The 20,441-nt window shown below is 59.7% G+C and carries 6 protein-coding genes; all 6 read right to left on the reverse strand.

Annotated features, from left to right (window positions below):
- Positions 1 to 82: 82 nt before the first annotated feature.
- Entirely contained in the window at positions 83 to 1,660 is a 1,578-nt protein-coding gene (ybtE, locus tag ACJHX3_RS00105) for a yersiniabactin biosynthesis salycil-AMP ligase YbtE (RefSeq protein WP_033556399.1), read from the reverse strand.
- A 3-nt stretch (positions 1,661 to 1,663) separates the two neighbouring features.
- Entirely contained in the window at positions 1,664 to 2,467 is an 804-nt protein-coding gene (gene ybtT / locus ACJHX3_RS00110; protein ID WP_000194282.1) for a yersiniabactin biosynthesis thioesterase YbtT, read from the reverse strand.
- Entirely contained in the window at positions 2,464 to 3,564 is a 1,101-nt protein-coding gene (ybtU, locus tag ACJHX3_RS00115; protein WP_000982873.1) for a yersiniabactin biosynthesis oxidoreductase YbtU, read from the reverse strand. Before ybtU ends, ybtT begins: the two co-directional genes overlap by 4 nt.
- Entirely contained in the window at positions 3,561 to 13,052 is a 9,492-nt protein-coding gene (gene irp1 / locus ACJHX3_RS00120) for a yersiniabactin polyketide synthase HMWP1 (RefSeq protein ID WP_075362566.1), read from the reverse strand. The genes ybtU and irp1 overlap by 4 nt, the downstream gene beginning before the upstream one ends.
- A gap of 87 nt (positions 13,053 to 13,139) precedes the next feature.
- Positions 13,140 to 19,247: a yersiniabactin non-ribosomal peptide synthetase HMWP2 gene (irp2, locus tag ACJHX3_RS00125; RefSeq protein ID WP_069723316.1), complete on the reverse strand. Its 6,108-nt coding sequence runs from the start codon at positions 19,245 to 19,247 to the stop codon at positions 13,140 to 13,142.
- A gap of 190 nt (positions 19,248 to 19,437) precedes the next feature.
- Positions 19,438 to 20,397, reverse strand: a complete 960-nt coding sequence (ybtA, locus tag ACJHX3_RS00130; protein WP_000140399.1) for a yersiniabactin transcriptional regulator YbtA — start codon at positions 20,395 to 20,397, stop codon at positions 19,438 to 19,440.
- Between the last annotated feature and the right edge of the window lie 44 nt (positions 20,398 to 20,441).

Raw genomic sequence — 20,441 nt, forward strand, 5'->3', positions numbered from 1 at the left:
GTGAATTGAAAATGATAACTATTTCTAATAGTAGTGCTACCCGAAACGGGTTTATTTCAACCTGTTTCGGGTCGGTTTGCGCTTATTGGGCAGAATGGCGATAACGGTCGACGGCGAGAGCCGTCAGGCGTTTTTTGTCTATCTTGCCGACGGCGGTGAGCGGCCAGTGGTCCAGAAACTCGATTTGGTCAGGAATTTTCCACGCGCTGAGCCCCATACGGGTCAGTTGTTGACGCAACTGCTGATAGTCAGTTGGCACCTGCTGCGCGATGATAAACGCGCAAATCCGCTCGCCAAGCAGCGTGTCCGGCGCGGCGACCACCGCGCAATCTTGCACTTCCGCTAAACGCAGCAGTGCCGATTCCACTTCAGCCGCGGCTATTTTTTCTCCGGCGCGGTTGATCTGCTCTTTTATGCGTCCCTCAACGTGCAGGTTCCCCACCTCATCCAGCCTGACATTGTCGCCTGTGCGGTAAAACCCTTGCGCGGTAAAGGCCTGCGCGTTGTGGGCAGGGGCGCGGTAATAGCCCGAAATGGTATAAGGGCCGCGCGTTAACAATTGCCCGGTTTCGCCCGGCGCGACGTCGTTCTCGTCTTGATCAACGATGCGGATTTCATCCAGAGGGGACAACGGGCGCCCCTGGCTGTGGAGAATGGTGGCATGCGGATCGTCCAGCCGGGTAAAACAGAGCAGGCCTTCCGCCATACCGAAAACCTGTTGCAGGGTACAGTCAAAGGTGGCGATAACCTGCTCAGCAAGCGTCGGGTCGAGCCGGGCGCCGCCTGCCTGAATGACGCGCAGCGACGAAAGGTCGCTGTCTTCCCACTCCCTGGCCTGCACCCATAATTGCGCCAGCGCCGGAACCAGGGCGACGTGAGTCACTCTTTCCTGCGCGATTAAAGGCATCACCTCATCACAGCTGGCGCTGTCGGTCAGCACCACTTTTCCGCCGCAGGCAAGCGTTCCCAGAATACCGGGGCAGGCCAGCGGAAAGTTATGCGCCACCGGGAGGACGGCGAGATACACGCTCTGTTGGCTGATGCCGCACAGTTCAGCAGAAGCGCTGAAGTTATAGCTATAGTCGGCATGTCGGCGCGGGATGAGTTTGGGCGTGCCGGTTGTGCCGCCTGAGAGCAACAACAACGCGGTGGCGGAAACATCAGGCTGCGGCCATGCCTGTCGCTCACCGTGAAGGGAGAAGAGCGGCGTAAAATCGTCGCTCACGGTCTCTCCAGCGACCAGAACATGACGCAAGCAGGCGTGTTTGTGCGCCATCTGTCGGGCCAGCTCTGCGTGGTTTTCCCCGTGAATAACGTAAGCGACGGGTTGCGCCAGCTCAATCAGCGCGTCGATATCCAGCGCCCGTTGCGAGGGCATCGCCAGCACGGGGATAACGCCCAGTCTTAACAAGGCGAACAGCAGGGTAACAAACGCATTGTCGTTGGGAAGCTGCACAATTACATGCTCCCCCGAACGCAAACCCAGTGATGACAGACCTGCGGCAAGTTCGTCAACTTGTGCATCAAGCGCGCTGTAGGTTAACGACCCCTTTGCATCAACGACGGCAATTCGCGAGGCATAACGGGCCGCCCAGTGGTGCAACTGTTCGGCAATGGGTAAGGGATACTGTTCAATCAGAGATTCAAAGGAAGAATTCATGCGTCACCTTTCTGAAGTACTGGGCTGTTTTTGCAACGCGGTCATTGCAGAAAATGCGTGGGGAAAATGGCGGACAATCTGCGTAAAAAAGGACCGGGCTTGTTGAATGGGATAGAAATGATCGCCGTCAATCACCACCGGGCCTGTAACGTGGCTCAGCCACTGACGCCAGGCATCGACCTGCTGCCAGGAGGCTTCGCGATCGTGGCTGCCGCACAATAACAGCGCAGGCGTGCGCAGCGGCGGACAGACGTCGGGCGAGTCGTAGTGATAGCTCTCGGTGGCGTAAAAATCAGCGCGCAGAAGAGGAAGAAACAGCGACATTAATTCCTGGTTTTCCCGCAGTTCAGGAGAACATCCGCCAATGTCTATCAGCTCAGCGATAAAGTCGGCATCATCGCGATGGCTGAGCTGGCGTTCAGAATGCAGATGCGGGGCATGGCACCCGGAAATAATCAGTCCTTGTGGCGCAAGCCCCCGTTGCTCCAGAAGTCGGCAGGTTTCAAACGCCACCTGCGCCCCCATGCTGTGCCCGGCGAGTAAAAGCGGCGTGTCAGGCGATACGGATGCTTCCAGCTCGTTCGCCAGCAGTGCCGCCAGTTGTGTAATGCTTCTGAGCGGTTCCAGATGGCGAAGGCGATCGCGCCCCGGCCAGGTCACCAGAGAAAGCGCGCAATCAGCCAGTTGCTCAGCTTGCCAGTGGCGAAACGCGCTACTGCTGCCGCCAGCGAAAGGGCACATGACCAGATGCGCAGTATTGCCGTTCCGGGCGGGCCACAGCGGTATGCACATTGCAGATTGCGTCACAGCGCCTCCTTATCATCATCGTTGTAGAAACCGGCTAACCGGTCGTGGTGCGGCGGCGTCAGGCGTCTGATCTCCGCATTGCCGGTCTTACGTAAAATCTGCTGCCATAAACGTGATAACGCGATCTGATGTACGCTTTGGCAGGCCGCTGGTGGATGTTCGCCCGCCAGATGGCTGCGCAACTGGTGTAGCAACCAGCTGACGCCCTCCGGCCCGACGGTTTCGCAGCAGTCGCGCCAGCTCAGGGGCGCCGCGCTGCGCGTCAGACCCGGCAGATCGCGCAGGATCTCCGGTCTGCGGTAGAGGCTGTGGGCGTTCTCCTGATGGTCTGCGACAAACAGGCTGGATGACCAGATGACGGGGCCGTAGCTCGCCTCCAGCGAAAGATGACCTTCCGGCCAGCCCAGCAGCAGGCGGTGCATGATAAGGCTATGCATATCTGGATCGTCAGGATCGAGATAGCGCTGAAGCAGCAGGCAGGCTTCTCCCTCCGGCCAGAAGAGTCTCAGACAGTGAAAATCGCTAAAGCTGCCAACCACGTCGCACTCCACGGCGACGGCATCAACGCCCAGAGCCAGCAACAACAAATCCAGAGTGGAGTAGAGCAACTGTCGGCTGGTGGTGGCGTGGACCACCTGCGGCGTCTTAGCCAGACAGCGACGCAGCTGCTGCGCATCGCGAAGCCATGTGCGTCCCGCGCGCGTATGCGGATAAAACGTGTTTACCCAATAGCAGCAGCCCTGTTCCTGCGCCAGCGTTTGTAAGGAACTGATGTCATCCGGGTGGAGGGGATGCTCCTGAATGACGTGTACGCCGCGCGTCAGAAAGTGTCTGGCAAGCTGCGTACCGGTTCCTCCGGCGACGGTCGAACGCACGACAATACAGGCGATATCCGGCATCCTGGTTATCTGTTCCGGCGAGGTATACAGCGGAATGCCAAACGCATGAGCCAGCTCTCTTGAACGGGCGCTTCCCTGCGCCAGCAGGCCGACCAGTTCCAGCCCCTCCGGGGGCTGCATAAAGGCATTCAGGTACATTTCGCCAAATTTGGCGCCCACAATCAGTACGCGTTGTTTTGGGGAGGCGGACGGCATCATAACGTGTTCTCCGGTTGCGTTGAGGTTGCGCAAAGCCAGCGCGTAATGTGTTGCGCACAAGCCTGAACGTGGGGGGCTTCCATCATGATTTGCCAGTGGCTGGCTTCAATCACAGCGTCGTCGGCGTTGTTTATCCAGCCCTGCCACTCGGTTTCTGCTGGCGTCCAGTGCGCGGGTCTCCCGGCGGCATACACCATGAGACAGGGGACCGGAACGCTTTCGCCCGGCGTATGCTCAGTCAGTAAACGCAGCAGATGCGCGATGTTGTCGAGCCACGTTTCTGCCGCTTGCAGCGTCAGGTTTTGCGACACCATACCGGCCGTTTTAGCGAGGCTAATAAAGTCGGCAAGCTGGCTGTCGGGCGTCTGCTGGTCGAAATGTTCGGGCAGTGCCAGAGGCGTTTGTCCTTCGGCTAACAGGCGCAGCAGGGCCGCCCGGTTTTCGCAACAGAAATCCTGTCGGCACACGGGATCGATTAACACCATCCGAACCTGCTCGCCTTTGGCGTACAGGCGTTGTGCGGCGCCCGCCGCAAGAAACGCGCCATACGACCAACCCGCCAGCACATAAGGGCCGTGAGGCTGCTGACGACGGATGCACCCGACATACTCATCGATCATCTGGTCGAGCGTGGCAAGGCGCTGCGGCGATTTTGCTTGCAGGCCGAAAACGCGCCTGTTCAACGCGCTAGCGAGCGGCAGCCAGGCGCTGATATCGCCGTCTGAAGCGTGGAAGACAAACAGGGTTTCCTCACCGTCGCCCTGGCAAAGGGGTATCGGGTTGTCCTCTCCTGACGTAGCCGCCTGTAGATGGGCGCAGAAGTCGCTCAGCGTCGAATGGCTGAACAGATCCTGAAGGTTAGCCCTGGCAATCCCTCTCCGGTTTAGCTGCGCGACCATCCTTGTCGCCATCAGGCTGTCGCCGCCCAGTTCGAAAAAGTCGTGATGCCTTGCCACGGGGCGAGACAGCAGCGATTGCCAGAGTTCAGCCACCTGTTTTTCCAGTGCCGGATTCCCCCCGGCAACTGGCGTGGGTTTGGCTGGCTCAGTCGGCGCATCAGACGGGGCATGCAGCGGCGTAAATAACGCTTCTCTTTGCCGGATCTGTAAAATGGGCAGACCGGTGCCAAAGCGCTGCTGTAAATAGCGGCTCACGGCTTTTTTATCCGGGCGATTTACGCCAGGCGAACGCGCTACCAGCAGATGCTGGCGCAGCGGCGACGATTCCTGCGCGGGCCACGCCAGCTCGTTTGCAAACCCGGCCTGAACGAGAACCTCCTGCCATGCGGAGCGGGTGAGCATCGGTTTCTCATCCCGGCGGCGGAAATCGCGGTATCCGCTTAATCCCTCAATAAAGCCCACGCTCGCCAGCTGGAATACGCTGTTTCGCTCCGTCGCTTCAACGATCAGCAAACGTCCGCCGGCTTTCAGCAACAGTTTTAATCTGCGCAACGTCTGGACGACATGGCTGGCGTCGTGGAGCACATTGACGGTAACGATCAGGTCGTAACCCGCCTCCGGGTGGGCGGTGAAATCCAGCGGCTGGTTGATGTCGAACAAGGCATAAGACACCTGCGATTCATCATGGAAACGGGCTCTGGCGTCATTGAGGAACTGCGCGGAGACGTCCGTGAAGTGGTACGACTGTCGCGTGTTCCGCGTGGCCTTCAGCACCGGCGCGGTAGTGGCTGCGGTTCCGGCGCCAACCTCCAGAATCCGTTCTGCGCTGCACAAGGCGGCAATCTGCGCGGTATAGCGATTCAGACAGGCGCTGGCGGGGTTGTCGCGATACAGCGCGTCGGTAACGCGATGCTGCTCGTTGAACAGCAATTCCAGCGGAGAACACTGCCCGGAGAAGAGGGCGTCGTGCCGGGCGATGCAGGTTTCCAGATACTGCGCCAGCGCCTGGCTCCATTGGCTTTGCGGGCACGCTTCCTGAGGCTCAGGAATCTCGCTGAGCGGAATGCGGCAGCGCCAGCTTTCACCTTCGCGGATTAACCACTCTCTTTCCGTCAGACACTGTAGCCACTGGCGCAGCAGACGCTGGTGAGACGCTTGCGCGGACAGCGCCTGTACTATTGCGCTAAAGCGATGGGCGATCTCCGGCGTGGTAAACAGGCCGTGACGATTTAGCGTAGCCGCGATCCCCTGTAGCGCACGCGCCTCCAGCCAGCGCCAGGTCGCCTCCAGCTCATCAAGCTGCGCCTGCTCAGGCAACGGCAGCGCCAGTTGGGTAAGTTCGTGCTCATCAGGCATCGCCGCTGATGGCGAAGGATCGTCGGCCATCACGATATCCAGCGTCAACGCGCCCTGTTCGGTTATTTCCGCTCTGGCCTGCCGGATGCCGGGGTATTCGAGCGTCGCCTGCTCAATATCCCGCAGGTCGTAGTCCGCCTGCGCGTTCAGCGGCCAGCGTCGGCGGGGAATGTGCCTGGCGATGCCGCTGGCGAGAGTCTTCAGGCTTTCAGGGGCGGCGATGACGGCTTGCAGGATGGCGCAATAGTCATTAAACATCGCCTCGGCAGCGCCGGGTTCCAGCACGTTGTCCATGCAGTACCAGCTAAACATCAACTCGCCGTCACTCTCCATGACCTGATGATCCAGCCAGACCTGCGGCGTTTGCGTGAATACATAGCAGGGTTCGCCGAACAGATGGCTCATCGCCTGATCGATAGTCATGCCTTCCAGCGTCATCCCCAGCATACTGGTAAACACTACCGGCATCAGCGGTTGACGTTGTGATCCGCGCAGGCGGCCCAGCTCACGGATCACCTCAACACCGTTCATTTCACTGTGCGCCATGTTTTGCCAGAGGCGCTGTTGGGTCTGTTGCATCTGCTCTTGCAACGTCACCGGCGCTGAGAAGTTAAAATCAACCAGCGTGACGGAGGTAAAATCACCAATCAACTGGTTGATTTGCGGATGGATCGGCTGGCGATTGAAGAACGTCAGGTTCAGCGTAAATGTTGTGGTACGGCTCCAGCGCTCAAGGGTGGCGGCAAACAGCGTGAGCAGCGCGGCAGACGGTGTGACGCCTTGCTGCTGCCAGCGCTGTTTCACGGCCTGCCATTCTGTCTTGCCGATCGTCGATTTGAAGGTGGTGAAGTGTGGCGTTTCCGGGGGCGTCTCAACCACCGGCAGCTCTGGCGCTAAGGGCAGTTGCGGCAGTTTTTCCTGCCAGTAATCCCAGGCATCGTGCCATGCCGATGTCTGTCGGCGCGCCTGTTCAGCCATCACATAATCACGGAAGGTAATAGCGAGCGGTGCCAGCGTTTCACCGCGCCAGACCTGCGCCAGGTCGTCCATCATGACTTTAAAACTCTGCACATCAAACTGCAAAAGGTCGAGGTTCATATGCAGACGGTAATGGCAATCGTCGATTTCGCTGACCACCAGCTCAAAAAGAGGCCACTGGTCGGCAGGCAAAACGCGATAGCTCAGTTCATGCCGCCGTTTTTCCAGCGCGATGCGCTGTTCTTCCGGGGAAAGCGCGCGCAGATCGTCACGCGGGATGTGATACTCCGGCGTTGTCGCCAGGATTCGCTGCTGCCCGTCGGCATCAACCACCATACGCAACATATCGTGGCGTGCGATGAGCTGGTTCCATGCTTTCTCCAGTATGGCGAGATCGAACTCATCGTGGCGTTTATCCCACTCAAACAGGACGTGACAGGCGACGCCGCCATAGCCAATGAGGTGGGTTCGCCCCAGCCAGTAGGCGTGCTGAATGGGCGTCAAAGGGAAGGGCGCATAACGCTCGTCGGCGTCGTGCCGCAACACTTCCGGCTGCGAAGCGGCAGGCGTCGCCTCTGGCTTAGAACAGATAAGCTGCGTGAGTCCATGAGGAGACAGATCCTGCCACGCCCGTTCCGCATTGATGCGTACACCCAGGTAGTGCTGAATATCGCTACTGAGTTCAAGGAAGAGTAGCGAGTCCATGCCGAGTTGCAACAGATCCTGGTTTGGATGCAGTGACGCCGGATCGCTCAGCCTTAGCTGAACCGCAATCCGCTTTTTCAGCCATGCCATCACCGCTGTTTCATCGCTCAGGCTGCCGTTAAAGGCGTTGTCATCAGCAGGAGGAATGACCGGCGTTGCGGCTTTTTCTGTGGCGCTGATGTTAAACAGAGCCTGTTGTAACGGGGGCATTTTGTCGGTAAAAACGCGCATCGCCAGTCGCCACGGGGCGCCGCGCATCACCGCCTGTTCCAGGTGCCAGCAGCCTTCGGCATCGCTTAACGCGCCCATACCTCGGCTGGCGAGCGTCGCCAGCATTTCCGGCGTGGCCGCCCGACCGCTTTCTCCCCATGCGCCCCAGGCGACAGAGAGCGTTTTCGGCGCATCAAGGGTGGAAAACTGCTGGGCCAGCCCGTCCAGGTAGCCGCAGGCCAGCGCATGGGCGCTCTGACCCGGCGCGCCGAGGGTGGCGGCAGCGGAAGAGTAGAGAATAAGATAGCGTCCGTCGTGGTTGCGCAGGGTTTGCAACAGCTGGCTTGCCGCCTGCGCTTTTACCGCGAAAACGGCAGCCAGCTGGTGGTCATCAAGCTCCTGCAAGGGCGCGTCAGCCAATACGCCAGCGGCATGAATCGCTCCGGCAATGCCGCCGTTGGCCGCCAGATCGTCAAGAACCGTGGCCAGTTGCCCGGCATCGCCCACATCACAACGGCAGACGCGCGTCTGCCCGCCCTCCACGTCGCGTAGCCATGACTCATCCACGCGCGGCGCCAGCAGGGCGATGCGTCGCGCCCCTTTTTCTCTGAGCCAGTTCACGGCAAGGCGGCCTAATCCGCCAAACGCTCCGGTCACCAGATGCCAGCGGCTATCGCCGGTAAACACGTTTGCCGGTAATTCAGCGGCGCATCCCGTATTGGGCGACAGTGAAGGAAGCCAAAGGGTGTCACCCCGTGCGGCGAGCCAGCGCTGTGATAGTGAGACTGCGCTCAACCCTTGATGCAGCGTTTCCCACGGGGTGTTTTCGGCGAGATCGATGGCGGCAAGCAACCGTTCCGGCTGTTCGTTGGCCGCGACGCGAAGCAAGGCCCATAGCGCGTGATGGGATGCAGAGAGTGCTTCATTTTCCTCGACTCGCCACGCGCGGCGAGTAACCACAATCAATCCGGCTGCGCTGGCGGTGAGCGCTGCTATCACTTTCTCCGCTAAGGCCAGCGTATCCTCGCTCTCCTCAACAATCATCAGTCGTGAAGAGGCGTGCGGATCGTGAATGATGCCGTATTGCGCCAGCTCGTCGCTGCGCGCAAGCGTACCGGCGCTGAAGCTAAAGGTAAGCGGTTGGTCAATGCTGGCGACGTTGAGGGGCGTCCAGCGCCATTGATAATGCGTTTGCGGCGCAGGAAGAGGCGCGGCGGGCGATAGCGGCAGCCACTCGCCAGCAGGATGACGGGCTTCAACGCGCATCTGACCGCGGGAAAAGGCTTCGTTTTGCCAGCTTAAGCGAACCTTCCCCAGCCACTCCGGGGCGGCGACGGGGGGCGGTTCCACAGGCAGAGCGTCGCCATGACGCTGTGAAAGCAGACGCCATGCCTCCTGCCAGCGGGCGTTAAACTGTTCGGGCTGACCTGCGCAATCAGACCAGTCGGCGAGATAATCACCGTTATCCGTCAGCGCCTGCCCCAACACGGGTTCTGATGGCGCGGTGAATGTTACGGCGCTAACCGCCTGACCGGGCAGCGTGGCGAGAATGATATGTTCGCTCATCCCGGCGTTCGGGCTGCCATCCTGCGGTAGCCACGCCACTTTGCTGAATCCGGCGTGGCGGCACTGTTGTTGCCACTGAGCGGTGGTGAGAAATAACTCACCTTCGCGGGCGTCGAGATCCTGTAGCGGAAGAACCAGCGGGCCGAAAACGAAGTCAAACAGACGCATTGGCTGGGTGATTTCGCGCATCAGCAGGCGCCCGCCCGGCTTGAGCAGGGGGCGCAGATTATCGAGCGTGCGGCCAATATGGCGGGTGGCGTGAATCACGTTCGCTGCCACGATAAGATCGTAAGACTGTGCCTGGAAACCCTGAGACTGCGCCTCTTTTTCGAGATCCAGCTCGCTATACTTCACAAAATCGTAGTCGGCGAATTTCTGCTGGGCGCGACGGGTGAACAGCGCCGAGATATCGGTGAAATGGTACTCCAGTGCCGGAACGCCGTTGAGTTCCGGCAGCAGCCACGCGGTGGTGCCGCCGGTTCCGCCGCCAACTTCAAGAATACGCAACGGCTGGCGGGGCTGACGCGTCTGGACAATGCCGCGTAATACCCCGGCGGCGATTTGGTTGAAATAGCGGCCAAAGCTGAATTCCTGATACAGCACTTCCACGCCGTCGGAGGCGCTTTGCGGGAAGATAATCGCCACCGGTTCTTCCGCGCCGCTCATCATTTCATATAACCGATCGCCGGCACGGGCGATGGTGTCGGGAATAGCCTGAAAACCTTCACAATAACCGGCAAGTTCCGTCAGCAGTGATTCCCGCTGTTGATGTTCAATGGGGCGGGCGCGGACGTATCGCCCGTCGGTGCAGCGGTAATCGCCGTCGACCACGCAGTTATTCAGCAGGCGCTGGAGTAGCTGCTGGTAGCGGGGCAGCAGACGTCCACGGCGCATGATGGTCATGGCGTCCACGCCGTTCTCAATGGCATCGCCGGTACAGCGTTGTACCAGTTGATCGACGTAGATGGCGTGCAGTCGCGTGGCGCACTGTTTAAGCGCTTCCAGGCGAGGGAGATCGAGCGCTGTCGCGGCGCGACTCGCCACCTCCAGCCCGGCAGACAGCGCTGCGTCGGCAGGCTCGCAGGCCGGGGAGACGCGCTCTTTCCAGTAACGTTCAGTATCAAACGGATAACATGGCGCAGCGATACGTTGTCCATCGCCCGCCAGCAGGTCGGCCCACGGTAGGGCGACGCCGGCAGCGTAAAGCTGGAGCAGGGCCTGATTGAGGACATCGCTCGCCTCTTTGTTACGCCGGGCGCTGGCTATCCAGTATGCGTTATCGCGGTATTCGCGCTGCCCGCAAGCAACCAACTGGGCATCGGGCCCCATCTCCAGAAAAACGCGGGCGCCGAGCTGATGCGCCACCTGAATACTCTGGATAAAACGCACCGGCTGGCGCATGTGTCGGCGCCAGTAATCCGCCTGGTTGAGCGTTGACTCATCAATGACGTCGGCGGTGAGCGTGGAAATAATCGGTATTTGCCCCGGCTCCGCGTGCAGTCCCGCGCAGGTGTCCAGGAACCGATCGAGTATCGGCTCCAGTAAAGCGGAGTGCGCCGCACCGGTTACGCTCAGGCGACGATAGTTAATGTCATGCTGCGAGAGCGTGGCGCAAAATACCGCGAGACGGGCTTCCGGCCCGGAAAATACCGTATGTTGCGTACCGTTGTTGGCGGCGAGATCCAGCTCAAACTGGCGAGCCAGCGGCATCAGCGTGTCTTCGTCTGCAAATACCGCCACCATCGCGCCGCTTGCGCACTGCTGCATTAGCGCGCCGCGCCGACAAACCAGTGGCATGACCTGTTCAATCGTATAGTGTCCGCAGACAACGGCAGCGGCAAATTCACCGACGGAATGCCCAATGGCGAAGTCTGGCTTCAGTCCTTCAGCACGCCAGTGCGCCGCCATCGCGATTTCAAACGCGACAATCGCCGGCTGCGCCCAGGCCATATTGTCCAGCTGCGCCGAATCGGGGTTAAACATCGCTTCGCGCAGTGACGGCGTGAGCATTTCGCTACAGGCGGAAAAACAGCGATCCAGCGTGTCGGCAAACGCCGTTGAGTGATGGTACATCGTTTGACCCATAGTGCGCCAGTGCGAGCCCTGGCCGGTAAACAGCCACACCTGCTTGCCGCTGGCGCCGTGGCCGCTGTAAACCAGCGCCCCCGATTTCTCACCGGCCCAGGCGCTGAGCGCCTCGGCGGTTTCACGGTTTAATGGCGCCGCCAGGCGGAAGGGGAGATCGAGACGGCGCGCGTGCAGGGCTGTGAAGGCCAGAGAGCTGGCATCCGCATTCTCTCTCAGCGCCCCGGCATAATCCGTCGCCAGCCGCCGCAACGCGCTGTCGCTGGCGGCGCTGAGCAGCAGCGCGGTACTTTTTCTGCCGCTATCCGTATTGGGGAGGCGCGCGTTGAGCGCGTCGGGCAGCGAGGCGACGATCATATGGCAGTTGGTGCCGCCAATACCAAAGGAGGAGACGCCCGCATAGCGCATTTCGTCCTGCCATGCCTGTGCCGACACCGGTATGGTAAAGGGGCTCTCTTCAAGTTTCAGCGCCGGGTTGGGGGTGTGAAAATTCAGTAAGGGAGGAATTTGCCCGCGACTGACTGCCAGAACGGTTTTCAGCAGTCCGGCAATGCCCGCCGCGGTATCCAGATGGCCCATGTTACTTTTCACGGAACCGAGCGCACAGCGCTGATCCTGCGGGCGAGGCGCATAGACGTTGCGTAACGCTTCAATTTCAATCGCGTCGCCCAGCGGTGTGCCGGTGCCGTGGGTTTCAATGTAACCTACCTGCCTGTCGTCGATGGCCGCCAGCATTAACGCCTCTTCGATGACTGCCTGTTGCCCTGCGACGGAAGGGGCGGTATAGCCGACCTTTCTGTTGCCGTCGTTGTTGACCGCGCTGGAGAGGATCACCGAGATAATCGGATCGCCTGACAGCAGCGCGTCTCTCAGGCGACGCAGCACCACGCAGCCGAGACCGTTACCGGCCCAGGTGCCCTCAGCCGAGGCGTCAAAGGGACGACAGTGACCATCAGGAGAGAAAATCATTCCGGGCTGGTAGCGGTAGCCTGCCTGCTGGGGGAAAGAGAGCGCCACGCCGCCGGCAACCGCCATATCGGATTCGCCTGCGCGCAGGCTTTCACAGGCCAGATGCACGGCAACCAGCGAGCTGGAGCAGGCGGTCTGTACCGATAACGCCGGGCCGTGCAGGTTGAGTTTGTACGCGGCGCGGGTGGCAATATAGTCTTTATCATTGCCCATCAGAGATTGCAGACCTTTTACCTGCGCGACTTCTGTCACGTTCAATGCTTCGCGACCGGGGTAGGTACTCATCCGGGAAGAGGCGAAAACGCCGGTCTTATGGGGGACGGCGCCGGGGGCATAACCGGCATGTTCCAGCGCATGCCAGACCGCCTGCAAAAACAGGCGCTGCTGCGGGTCCATCGACTCCGCTTCCTGTCGCGAATAGCCAAACAGGGTGGCGTCGAAGCAGTCGGCGTTGTCTAACACCGTACCGATATTGACATAATGAGGATCGTCAATGATGGCGGCATCCAGACCGACGGCCAGAAGCTCTTCGCGCGTAAAGCGTCGGCTGCATTCACGACCTTCCAGCAGATTTTGCCAGAACGTTTCGCCATCCGGCGATTCAGGAAAATGGCAGGCGTAGCCGATAACCGCGACAGGTTCGCAGTCCGGGTAGTGTTGAGCGATCGATGCATCAATGGAATCTGCTGTCGGCGCAGAAGAGAAGCGCAAGTTATCCATAATCGGTCCCGTTTCCTAAGATTCACAAAGTCAATGGAACGCCATGCGTTCGCGATGGCGTTCCGGGGAAAATCAGTTTGCTTCGCGCTATATCCGCCGCTGACGACGGCGAACAGGGCGAGGTCGTTTTGTTTTCTCCACCGTGGTGACGCCGGCCAGATAATCGGCCAGGGCAGCAGGAGAAGGGTGGGTGAAGAGGTCAAGCAACGTCAGGGTGGAAAATTCGTGACGTTGTAACAAAACGTGCAGTTGCACCAGATTCAGCGACGTTGCGCCCGCCTCAAAGAAGTTTTCTGCGGGCGTGACAGACTCGCCAACCACCTCGCGGAAGGCGTCGCAAATCAGGCTGACGGTGCTCTCGTCCGCCGCAATGTGTGGCTGAGATTGCTCAGGGCATACGCGCGGTGAGCGCTCTGCGCATTGCCCTGCGTGTTTAACGGGAGGCACCAGCGCGGCGAGCGGCAGTTGCCAGCCGCTTTCATCCTCGGCCATTCGGTTTAGCAATGCGCAATACTGTTCAAACTGGCGCTCCACCTGCCCGGCAGGAAACAGCGCGGCGACAAAATCCCAGTTAAAGCGCAGTTCGCCTTCGGATTCATAAATCTGGTGATCGAACCAGACCTGCGGCGTCTGGGAGATGCCCCAGACCGGTTTGAGCAGATTACGCCGGGCGAGGAAGTTATCCTGCTCAAAGCCCAGCGCGCTGGTAAAGACGACGGGCATCGGAACGGCAGGCACGTTTTGCTGTTGCGCCAGTTGACGCATCACGCGGATGGCTGACACATCGCGGTGGTTGAGGTTCTGGCTCAGCCGCTGCTGTAGTGACTGCGCGCTGTGCAGCCAGCTTTCGCCGGGATGCCAGCTCAGCAGCATCAGCGAGGTGAAATCGCCCAGAATCTGGTTGATTTGCGGGTGCAGCGGTCGCCTGTCGAAAAGCGTAAGGTTAAGCGTGAACTCAGGCTGTGCACTCCATGCAGAGAGAACCGTTGACCACACCGACAACAGTACGGCCGACGGGGTGAGATGGGCGTCAGCCGCCCGTTTTTTCAGCCGATGCCAGCGCGTGCTGTCCAGCGCGCCGTTCAGGCGGGCGAAGCGCGGTGTTTCAACCTCCTGAGGCAAGCAGCGCAGCGGCAACGCAGGCGCCGGAGGAATATCATCAAGCTGCGCCTGCCACCATGCCAGAGAATCTGGATTGGGCGACCGTAGCGAGGGTTGTTGCAGATAATCCCTGAAGGTGACGGGCAGCGGCGGAAGCAGCTGTTGCGGGTAGCGGTAGCCGTGCTCCAGCTCCGCCAGCAGGATCTGCATGCTGAGACCGTCAAGCAACAGGTTATCCAGACACAGCCACAGGCGGGCAGGCATCCCGTCCACGTATCCGACCTGGAGATCGAATACCGGCCACACTTCGGGGTTGAGTACCTGATGCGCCAGTTTTTCGCGCACCCGCAACGCCTCTTCAGGCGTATGGAGGGTGTGTGCGGGTATCACCCAGGGGGGCGTCTGTTCGAGCACCTGTTGCTGTCCATCACGCACGATGGCGCGCAGCATATCGTGGCGGGCGATTAATCGGTTCCAGACCGTCTCCAGCCGGGTGAGGTCCAGATCGGCAATTTCAAATTCAACAAAGAAATGTGAGCCGACGCCGCCCAGGGCAAAGCCCGGCTGACGCCCCACCAGGTAAGCCTGCTGCACGTCGGTAAGCGCAAAGGGCTGGTAGCGATCTTCAGGGGAGTGGACGAATGGTTGTTCGACCGGGACGTCGGTTTTCCGCAGTGTGGCGGCAAAATCCGCCAGCCGGGGATGATTAAACAGGTCGCTTAATTGCGCTTCATAACCTGCCTGATGAAGTTGCCCGGTCAGACGGGTCGCCAGCAGGCTATCGCCGCCTTGCTGGAAGAAGTCGGTTTCTCTGGTGACATTGCCAGTTGATAAGAGTTGCTGCCAGAGGGCGGCAACCTGTTTTTCAATGTCGCCCTGGGGTAAATCCGCTTCGGCCGGGTTTTCCGCTTCAGGGGTATGACGACGCTTCAGCGCCTGGTAGTCAATTTTCCCGTTAGCCGTCAGCGGTAAGGCGTCGAGGAAGACGATCCGTTGCGGCACCATCCACCCCGGCAGACGTCCAGCGAGGGCGGCCTGAAGTTGACGGGGATCGCGGCGCACCTGCCTGTCAGGACATTGTACGAGGAAGCGTTGTAACCCCGCGACCTCATCGCCATGCTGACAGTTGAAGGCGGCCGCGCTAAATAATGCCGCCCAGTCGGCGCTGTTATGCAGCAAGGCCTCCGGCTGCCCATTGGTTAACAGGAGCGTGCTGAGCAGGGCGGACGGCGTTAACTGGCGAAACTCCATCACGTAGAGCAGCGCGCCGGGAACGGCAAGCTGTTGTAATGTCGCAAGGAGCCCGGGATCTTCCGGCAGCAGACGATGCAGGGCGTTATTAAGCCAGATAATGTCCGCCGAGTGAGCGTGCGTCGCAAGCGTGTCTGCATTCCAGAGGGACAGACGGGCGCCAGGCCAGGGGGCGAGCCTCTGCCGGGCGCTCAGCAGCATCTCCTGGCTCTGCTCAAGCCCGACATACTCAATCTGTCCGGCGTTGAGCTGTGCTAACAGCGATTCTGCGGCGCGGCCAGTGCGGGTTCCCACCTCAAGCAGGCGTATCGGGCGCTGTAAGCGCTGTGCAAGCTGTTGGCAAATTGTCGCCAGTTCCTGAATATACGGGGCGCTGGCCGGATGGTTAAAGGCCAGGCTTTCCGGCGACCACTGCGCGTCGTTCAGTAACGACAGTTCGTTACGGGCACCGCGAAGAATTTGCGATAACGTTAAATCATGTCCGCTGAAGTGCGGGTGCTCATCCTCGCGCTCTTCACCAGCACAGACCTGATAACCTTCAGCAGCGGGCTTCAGTCGCCGTTGTGTCACCAGAAATGCTAACCAGCGTTCCACCACGGCCTGCCAGCGCGGCTGGATAGCGAGTGAGTTCATCAGGGGGAGAGGATCGGCGCCAGCGGTGTGACCCGGCTTCAGTTTTAGCAGGCGATGCTGAAGGAAATCGGCTACCTGTTCTGCGGAGATCTCTGGCGAGATGGCGCAACAGGGCAACGTTCCCGCAAGCGTGTGCCACGCCTGCGGCAGTGCCGGGTTCCGATGATCGGTAATGCAAAAAGCCTCGCCTTGAGGAACAACGTATGCCGCCAGCGTTTTTTCTTTTTCGCCGATCGCCAGAACGGTTGCTTGTTTCACCCCCGCCAGCTGGCTGAGCGCGCTTTCGATTTCGCCCAGCTCGATGCGATATCCTCCGACTTTGACCTGCTTGTCGCGACGACCGAGGAACTCGATTGTGCCATCTGGCCAGTAGCAGCCGAGATCGCCGGTGCGATACCAGCGCTCGTCCGGGAGCGTCAAAAATTGCTGCTCGCTACGCAGGGGATCGTTGAAATAGCCTTCCGCGACCCCAATGCCGCCAATCCATAATTCACCCGGCACCCAGTCAGGGCAGTCCCGGCCCTGTTCATCCACCACCCGGTAGCGTTGGTTGGTTAGCGGAAAACCGTAAGGGATGGAGCGCCAGTGGGCGGGGACGTCGTGAATTTCGCAGGCGTTAGACCAGATAGACGCCTCGGTGGCGCCGCCCATCGCGATAAATTGTCCTTGTGGCCGGAAGGCCCGATAACGGGCGGGGAGGTCAAGCCCGATCCAGTCGCCGGAAAGCATCACTGCGCGCAGGTTTTCCGGCGTGGCGTCGGCGAAACCTTCACACCAGGTCAGCAGCATATCGAACAGCGCCGGGACGCTGTTCCAGAGCGTGACCTGATGGCGCTGGATCAGCTCACACCATGCGTGAGGATCGCGCCGTTGATTTTCCATCACCATCACCAGCGCGCCGCCCGCGCGCAGTACGCCAAAAATGTCGTAAACCGATAAATCAAAATGTAGGGCGGAGAGGGCCAGCACCCTGTCATGCGGGCCAACCTGATAGCGGGTATTGATATCGCAACAGGTGTTAAGCGCTCCCCGGTGAGAAATGACTACCCCTTTCGGCGTACCGGTAGAGCCGGAGGTGTAGATAATGTAGGCCGGTTGCGTGGGGGCGCGTACTACCGGGTTGGCGATCGGCTCCGCCTCAATGGCCTGCTGCCAGGCAAGGACGGGAATATCGTCTGACCCGGCGCTGGCGTCGTGCTGACAAATGAGCACCAGCCGGACGCTGGCGTCAGCGTAGATTTTCTCGCGCCGTGCGGCAGGCTGATCCAGCGAAACCGGAACGTAAACCGCCCCGGCCAGCAGGACGGCCAGAACCGCAACAAGTTGTCCTGCGCCTTTCGACATCGTGATAGCCACATTATCGCCGGGCTGAACCCCGCACTCGATTAACCTGCCCGCGCAACGGCGGGCATAGTCTGTCAGCTCATGATAATTCCACTGATAACGCATGTCCGTTACCGCCAGCGCCTGCGGCTGTTGCAGAGCGATACGGAAAATGCCTTCATGCAGCAAGCCTTCGGGAATGGGGGCGCCGGTGGCGTTGACCCGTTCGCGTATCGCGCGCTGGCTGGCGGGCATCATATCTGCGAACGGCTTTTGCCAGGCGCTTTCGTCATCGCAGAGTTGGTTAATCAACTGGCAGTAGGCGTCGAACAATGTTTCGACTAACGCCGGAGGGAACAGCGCGTCGTTGCTGTCCCATTGTAGCCAGACCTCGCCGTGATGCTCGAACGCCAGATGATCTATCCAGACCTGCGGCGTTTGCGAGATGCCCCATTCCGGCTCGCCCAACGGCGATTCTGCGCGGCTGCTGTAGAGGGAACGCCCCAGATTGCTGGTAAATACCACCGGGGCGCCGTGGGGGTAGCGCTGCTGGCGTTTGAGTTCACGGAGTAATTCGACGCCGGACCAGTGGCGATGCTCCCAGTCCTCCGTAAACGTGAGCTGGTTTTTACGCGCCAGGTTGCTGACGGTATCGCCATCGCAGGCGGTATCCAGCAGAAGAATATTGGTGAAGTCGGCAAGCATCGCGCCAACCGCCGGGTGCAGCGGCTGGCGGTCGAATAAGGTGATGTTAAGCAGCAGTCGCGTCAGGCCGCCCCAGCGAGCCAGCACGGCAGAAAAACAGGTCGCCAGCGCCATTGTCGGCGTCACGCCATACTCGCCGGCCCGGTTGCTAAAGGCGTGCCAGCGTGTTGCCGGGACAATCATGCGGCGTCGGGTATTACGGACTTCACGTAGCGTGGCGGGTTCGCAGGCCAGCGGCAAGACGGGCGCGGGGGGAAGCGTCGATGCTTTCGCCAGCCAGTAAGCGCGCGCGTCGTCTCTCAGTGGTTGATTGATCTTCTGCTGGTGCAGCAAATACGAGCGGAAATCATAGCGGGTGTCGATAGCCGGCAGCGATTCTCCGGCCAGCAGGGCGTTAAGCTCATCGAAGAAAAGCGTAAAGCTGGAGGCATCCATAATCAGCAGGTCAATATTGACATGGAGGCGGTGGCGATTGTCCGGCAAGAGCGTCAGCTGAAAATCAAACGTTTCGCCGATTTCCACGCGTAAAAGACGGTGGCTCAGGCGCTGGCGCAGTGCGTCCAGATAGGCCTGGCGGCTTTCAGCGTCGTTATGGCGTAAATCATGAACGGTGACGCCGTTCCAGTAAGGTTGCGGTAGCCAGACCTGCTGCCCGTCGGGGCGAAAGGCGATATGCAGCATTGGGTGGCGTTGCAGCAAGGTCGTGATGGCCTGCTCCAGCTGCGACGCCGTCAGACAATGGCCTTCAAACTCCTGATACAGGTGGCAACCCACGCCGCCAAGCGTCTGCCCCGGCATGCGGCCCGTCAGGTAGGCGTGCTGTACTGGCGTCAATGGGAAGGGGGTACTTTCGGTCATGTTCGGCCAGGATGATTCGTCGGGCGGCGTTTCTTCTTCCGCGTTCTCAGGCGACCGGCTGAGCATTAACTGGTTCCATGCCGCCAGCGTGGGGGCGGCATACAGCTCGCGAAGGGTAAGGCGGTAGCCATTTTTACGAAACCAGTGTAACCATCTCATCAATCTTATGGAATCCAGGCCGGCCTGGATCAGGTTGCTCTCTTCATGTAACTGCTGCGGCGTTAAATTCAGTTCCTGTATGAGCCGCTCGCGTAATTGTTGGTAATCAGCCGCGTGGCGGTTGTCCGGTAACAGCGAATCCTGAGATGGTGCGCCAGAAATCATTCTTCCTCCTGATGGCACATCTTACCGAAAAGCATTGCTCATATGAGAATAATAATTATTAACAATTGGATGCTACCCGAAACGGGTTTATTTATGCCCGTTTCGGGTTGGTAACAGGCGGAAAGAACAGAGGCCCGGATGGGGTATCCGGGCCTCTGTCAGGGAGGAGTTTAGGGGGGCGCGACCCCGGTTACATCACGCGTTTAAAGGTCGAAGGGGTTACGCCAAACTGTTTCTGGAAGGCGGCAGAGAAATGGCTGGCGTTGGCATAGCCCAGATCGGCCGCCACCGTCATGACGGAGGTATTGCCGTTGGCCAGGCGTCTTCTGGCTTCCTGCATTCGTTCAGCCTGAAACAGGCCATAGACGCTGTTGTTGAACAGAACGCGGAAGCCTCGCTTAATTTTGAGAACGCTCAGACCGGACTCTCTGGCCAGCTCCGCGACGCCCGGCGCTTGCGTCAGATCAGCCAGCAGCAGATCCTTCGCCCGCAGCAGTTTCTGGCGTTCCATCGGGTTGAAGTGGCAGGAGAGGCAACTGGCGTCTTCGCGATGTTCATCCAGCACCAGACTGAGCATGACCAGACTTTGCCCCTGCAACCATAGCGTCGACGGCTTTTGTTCATGACTGAAGCCGCCGTGCATGCGCATCAGCGCGTGACGCAAGGCCTGAGCCGTTAAGTGGGTTTCAGCATTACAACGCTGCTGCTGGCAACAGCAGTGGGAGTCGATCTTATTCTTAATGTCCGCGCTAATATCCGGCACCCACAACGCGAGGGTTGCAGGGCTGAAGGAGAGGGTAATGCTCTCGAATCGGCCACAATAGGAGGCGCTGCCGCGACAGTCTGGCGTATGGGTAATGTAATGGCGATTGCGCGCAAGCTCCCAGTCGGTGTGGCGCCGGAGTCCCTGAATCGCAAAGCGCGATGTGCCTTCCAGGATGCACGAGAAGTTAATCCTGCCCAGATCGTCGTGTAGCTGCAACGTCTCAGGCCGCGCAAAATGGCCCCTCCAGAGCAAAATATCCATACCTTCCTGCAACGAACAGCGCAGCAGTTCACACTGAGCAGGAATATTGCCATCGTTTGCAGGTTTCCCGACCACCAACTGGTGAATAGAGATTTCAGATTGCGTTTGCGGTGACTCCGTCATGACCTGGTTATCTCCCTGTGGCTTAGACCAATGCGGGTATAAAT

It is taken from the genome of Escherichia sp. WS1265, from assembly GCF_046487585.1.
In the GTDB taxonomy this organism is placed as follows: domain Bacteria; phylum Pseudomonadota; class Gammaproteobacteria; order Enterobacterales; family Enterobacteriaceae; genus Escherichia; species Escherichia coli.

Bases quoted from the DNA above. Each gene is read 5' to 3' on its own strand.
- ybtE (WP_033556399.1), bottom strand. From the start codon at position 1,660: ATGAATTCTTCCTTTGAATCTCTGATTGAACAGTATCCCTTACCCATT.
- ybtU (WP_000982873.1), bottom strand. From the start codon at position 3,564: ATGATGCCGTCCGCCTCCCCAAAACAACGCGTACTGATTGTGGGCGCC.
- irp1 (WP_075362566.1), bottom strand. From the start codon at position 13,052: ATGGATAACTTGCGCTTCTCTTCTGCGCCGACAGCAGATTCCATTGAT.
- irp2 (WP_069723316.1), bottom strand. From the start codon at position 19,247: ATGATTTCTGGCGCACCATCTCAGGATTCGCTGTTACCGGACAACCGC.
- ybtA (WP_000140399.1), bottom strand. From the start codon at position 20,397: ATGACGGAGTCACCGCAAACGCAATCTGAAATCTCTATTCACCAGTTG.